The sequence below is a fragment of the Sphingomonas bacterium genome (genome assembly GCF_903644055.1).
Lineage (GTDB): Bacteria > Pseudomonadota > Alphaproteobacteria > Sphingomonadales > Sphingomonadaceae > Sphingomonas_I.
The window spans coordinates 1-4,102 of record NZ_CAHJXD010000112.1 but is presented as its reverse complement, the minus strand read 5'-3'; the positions used below and the strand labels follow the sequence as shown (position 1 = coordinate 4,102).

General features: G+C 68.8%; 5 protein-coding genes and 1 pseudogene. All 6 read right to left on the bottom strand.

Annotated elements, in window-relative coordinates; all coding sequences use genetic code 11:
- A pseudogene (locus HUU94_RS04775) lies at positions 1-221 on the bottom strand (hypothetical protein); the annotation flags it as partial.
- 11 nt (positions 222-232) lie between these two features.
- Positions 233-904 carry a glutathione S-transferase family protein gene (locus HUU94_RS04770; protein WP_174273961.1) on the bottom strand — a complete coding sequence of 224 codons (672 nt, stop codon included), beginning with the start codon at positions 902-904 and terminating at the stop codon, positions 233-235.
- A 124-nt stretch (positions 905-1,028) separates the two neighbouring features.
- Entirely contained in the window at positions 1,029-1,649 is a 621-nt protein-coding gene (yihA, locus tag HUU94_RS04765) for a ribosome biogenesis GTP-binding protein YihA/YsxC (protein WP_254601958.1), read from the bottom strand.
- A gap of 64 nt (positions 1,650-1,713) precedes the next feature.
- Positions 1,714-3,417 (bottom strand): membrane protein insertase YidC, encoded by a 1,704-nt coding sequence (gene yidC / locus HUU94_RS04760; protein WP_174273959.1) that lies wholly within the window; start codon positions 3,415-3,417, stop codon positions 1,714-1,716.
- A gap of 20 nt (positions 3,418-3,437) precedes the next feature.
- On the bottom strand, positions 3,438-3,659 hold the full coding sequence (gene yidD, locus HUU94_RS04755) for a membrane protein insertion efficiency factor YidD (RefSeq protein WP_174273958.1): 222 nt from the start codon (positions 3,657-3,659) through the stop codon (positions 3,438-3,440).
- Positions 3,656-4,102, bottom strand: a 447-nt coding sequence (gene rnpA, locus HUU94_RS04750; RefSeq protein WP_254601956.1) for a ribonuclease P protein component, incomplete at its 5' end; no start/stop codon positions are given. The genes rnpA and yidD, both read right to left, overlap by 4 nt.

Genomic DNA, 4,102 nt, shown 5'->3' with positions numbered 1-4,102 from the left:
GCCTCGGCGCGGCCCGCCCGGATCGGCGCGCGCTCGATCCGCCGCGCTGCAATCAGCAGGATCGGCAGCGCCAGCGTCAGCCGCCAGAAGCCCGCCGCCACCGGCCCCACGCCCGCCTCGCTCCGCGCCAGCCGCACCAGCCACGGCCCGCACGCCAGCGCGAGGTTGGCGAACAGCAAGGCGGGGATCGCGAGGCGTGACGGCGATGGCGGATCAGGCACCGGCCGCGCGTTCAGGAAAGCGCCGTCGGCCGCTCGAACTTCTCGATCACCCAGGGCTCGCGCTCCGCGTCGGCGAGCCATTCGGCGACGAACGGCTGCGCGAGGATGGCGGCGCAATAGCCGGCGGCCTGCTCGGGCACCGGCAGCGCATAGGTTGTGATCCGCGAGACGATGGGCGCGAACATGATGTCGGCGGCCGAAAAGGCGCCGAACAGATAGTCGCCGCCTGCCCCGAAGCGGTCGCGCGCCTCGGCCCAAAGCGATGCGATCCGCGCGAGATCGGCGGCGACCTCGGGGCTCACCTCGCCCGGCGGATAGCGGCGGCGGACGTTCATGCTATGCTCGCGGCGCAGCGCCGCATAGCCGGCGTGCATTTCGGCGGAGATCGATCGCGCCAGCCCGCGCGCGGCGGCGTCGGCGGGCCAGAACAGGTCGCGCCCGACCTTGTCGGCGAGAAAATCGACGATCGCGAGGCTCTCCCACACCGCGACCTCGCCGTCCCACAGCGTCGGCACCTTGCCGCTGGAGGGCATGAGATCGGGGGCGGTCTTCCGGGCGTCCCAAGCCGCATCGTAGAGCGGCACCACGACTTCCTCGAACGCCAGCCCCGATTGCCGGACCGCGAGCCAGCCGCGCATTGACCAGGAGGAGTAAGCCTTGTTGCCGATGATGAGCTTGAGCATGACGCGCGCTTAGCGGAGGCGGGGCGGCGGGCTCAATAGGCGATCGCCACCCTGGCCTTGAGCCGGGTTCCGCTGCCTGACCTCGGAGAGAAGCGGATGCCGGATCAAGCCCGGCATGACGGCGCTAGCGGGAAATTGCCTCCAGCACCGCCGCGCGCAGTTCGGGAATCCCCATGCCCTTCTCGGACGACGTCACGAGAATGTCGGGATGCGCGGCGGCATGCTTGCGTGCTTCGGCGGCGACGGCGGCGTGGACCGCCTCCAGCGCGCTCGCCTTGATCTTGTCGGCCTTGGTGAGGACGATGCGGTAGGAAACCGCCGCCTTGTCGAGCATCTCGATCATCTCGAGATCGGGCGGCTTCACGCCGTGGCGGCTATCGACCAGCACCAGCGCGCGCTTGAGCGTCGGGCGGCCGCGCAGGAAATCGTTGACGAGGAATTTCCAGCGGCGGACGATGTCCTTGGGCGCCTCGGCGAAGCCATAGCCGGGCATGTCGACGAGCCGCATCGTCGCGGGCACACCCACCTCGAAGAAATTGAGTTCCTGCGTGCGGCCCGGCGTGTTCGAGGTCCGAGCCAGCCCGTTGCGGTTGGTCAGCGCGTTGAGCAAAGAGGATTTGCCGACGTTCGATCGCCCCGCGAACGCCACTTCGGGCAGATCGGCGGCCGGCAGATGCTCCAACCCTGGCGCCGACTTGAGGAAGGCGATCGGCCCCGCGAACAACTTCCGCGCCGCCTCGATCATTTCCTCCCTCTCCCCGCCGGCGGGGAGAGGGTCGGGGAGAGGGGGAATCGTAGTCATTATCGCCTCAAGGGCCGACCGGATCGCGCATCCCCGGCGTGCGCGCGTAGAGGATGTGCTGCTGGAGCAGGGTCAGCAGATTGTTCGCGACATAATAAAGCTGGAGCCCCGCCGCGAGCGGCGCGAAGAACAGCATCATCATCCACGGCATGAACTGCATCACCTGCTGCTGCGCGGGATCGCCGACCGCCGGGTTCATCTTCATCTGCAGCCACATCGTGACGCCGAGCAGGATGGCGAGCACGCCGAGGTGCAGCATGCCGGGCGGCTGGAAAGGCAGATAGCCGAACAGGTTGATCGGCGTCAGCGGATCGGGCGCGGAGAGATCCCTGATCCACAAGGCGAACGGCTGGTGGCGCATCTCGATCGAGAGCGCCAGCACCTTGTAGAGCGCGATGAAGATCGGCATCTGGATGAAGATCGGCAGGCAGCCCGCGAGCGGATTGGCCTTTTCATTCTTGTAGAGCGCCATCATCTCCTGCTGGAGCTTGACCTTGTCGTCCTTGTGCCGCTCCTGCAAAGCCTTCATCTTGGGCTGGAGTACGCGCATCTTGGCCATCGAGGCGAACTGCTTCTGCGCCACCGGAAACATCACCAGCCGCACGACGCAGGTCAGCAGGATGATCGCGACGCCGAAATTGCCGACGTGCACGAACAGCCAGTCGAGCAGGTAGAAGATCGGCTTTTCGAACCAGACGAACCAGCCCCAGTCGATCGCGCGGTCGAATTGCGGCACGCCGGCCGCCTGATAGGCATCGAGCGTGCGGACCTCCTTGGCGCCCGCGAAGAAGCGCTGCTCGGTCGAGACCGAGCGCCCCGCCGGAACGGTGATCGCGGGCGCGGCGACATCGGCCTGATAGCGCCCCGCGCCGTCGGCGCGGAAGCCGGCGTCGAGCGCGGCATTCTGCGCGGGGACGAGCGCGGTCTGCCAATATTTGTCGCCGAAGCCGATCCAGCCGCCGTTGCTCTGGAAGCGCTGTCCCGGCGCCCCCGCCTTGTCGAGATCCGTGAAGCTCACCGAATAATCGGTCGCGCCGTTGAAGGTGCCGATCGGCCCGGTGTGCATCGTCCAGCTCGAAACGTCCTTGGAAATGCCGAGGCGGCTGACGAGGCCGTAGGGGCGCAGCGTCAGCGGCGCGGGGCCGCCGTTGGTGACGGTCTGCGTGACGGTGAACATGTAATTCCGGTCGACCGCGAAGCGCAGCGCGAACCGCTGGCCCCGGCCATTGTCCCACATCAACGTCACCGGCGTGCCGGGGGCGAGGCGGGTGCCGTCGGCGGTCCACGGCGTATCGCCGTTGGGCAATGCTGCATTGTCGCCGCTCCAGCCGAAGCCCGCGAAATAGGCATCGGCGGTGCCACCGGGTGAGAGCAGGCGGACGGGCGGGCTGTCCTTGGCGATCGTCTCGCGGTGGCCGAGCAATACGAGATCGTCGATCCGCGCGCCCCTGAGCGCGATCGATCCGGCGAGGCGCGGAGTGGCGATCGCGACGCGCGGGCTCTCGCGCAGCACGATCGCGCGGTCGCGGATCGTGCCGGCGCTGTCCGGCGCGGCTTCGGGCTTGGGCAGCGCCACCTGCTTGCCGCGCACGATCTCGGTTGCGGGCGGGTTGGCGACCGGCGGTAGGAAGCGCTTCGACAGGAAGCCCCAGCCGAGCAGCACGAGCGCCGACAGGACGATCGCCAGGATGAAGTTGCGCGAATTTTCCACGGAAACGGAAGGACCTTGATCTAGGGCACGGGATCGCAGCCGCACCCGCCCCAGGGGTGACAGCGGAGAAGCCGCTTGAGCGCCAGCCATCCGCCGGCCAGCGCCCCATAGCGCGACAGGGCCTCGATCGCATAGGCCGAGCATGACGGCGTGAAGCGGCAGCTCGGCGGCAGCACGCGCGAAGGCCCGATCTGCCAGAAGCGGGCGATCAGGATCAGCGGGCGGGCCGCGAGAGGGGTCACGGGCGCCGGCTTTCGCGTCCGCCCCGGCGTTCGCTTGGATCGATGTCGACGGGAGGCTTCGCCGCCTTGCGCAGCGCCTTCCTGAGTTCGTCGCCCAGCGCGGCGAAGTCGCGCGTCAGCGCGGGCGCCCGACCGATCAGGATATGATCGGCTTCCGCCAAACCGCTCAGCGGCAGTACCTCACGCGCCAGCGCGCGGAACCGCCGCTTGATGCGGTTGCGGATCACCGCGTTGCCGATCTTCTTGGTGACGGTGAAGCCCATGCCCATCGTCGGATCGCCATCGTCGCGCGGGCGGACGAGCAGCACGAATCCGGGCATCGGCGCGCGCCGCCCGGCGTTGGCGGCGAGAAATTCGGCGCGGCGGCGAAGCCCCCGCAGCGGCGGCTCTGCGCTCAGGCGGAAAGCTTGGCGCGGCCGCGCGCACGGCGGGCGGCGAGCACC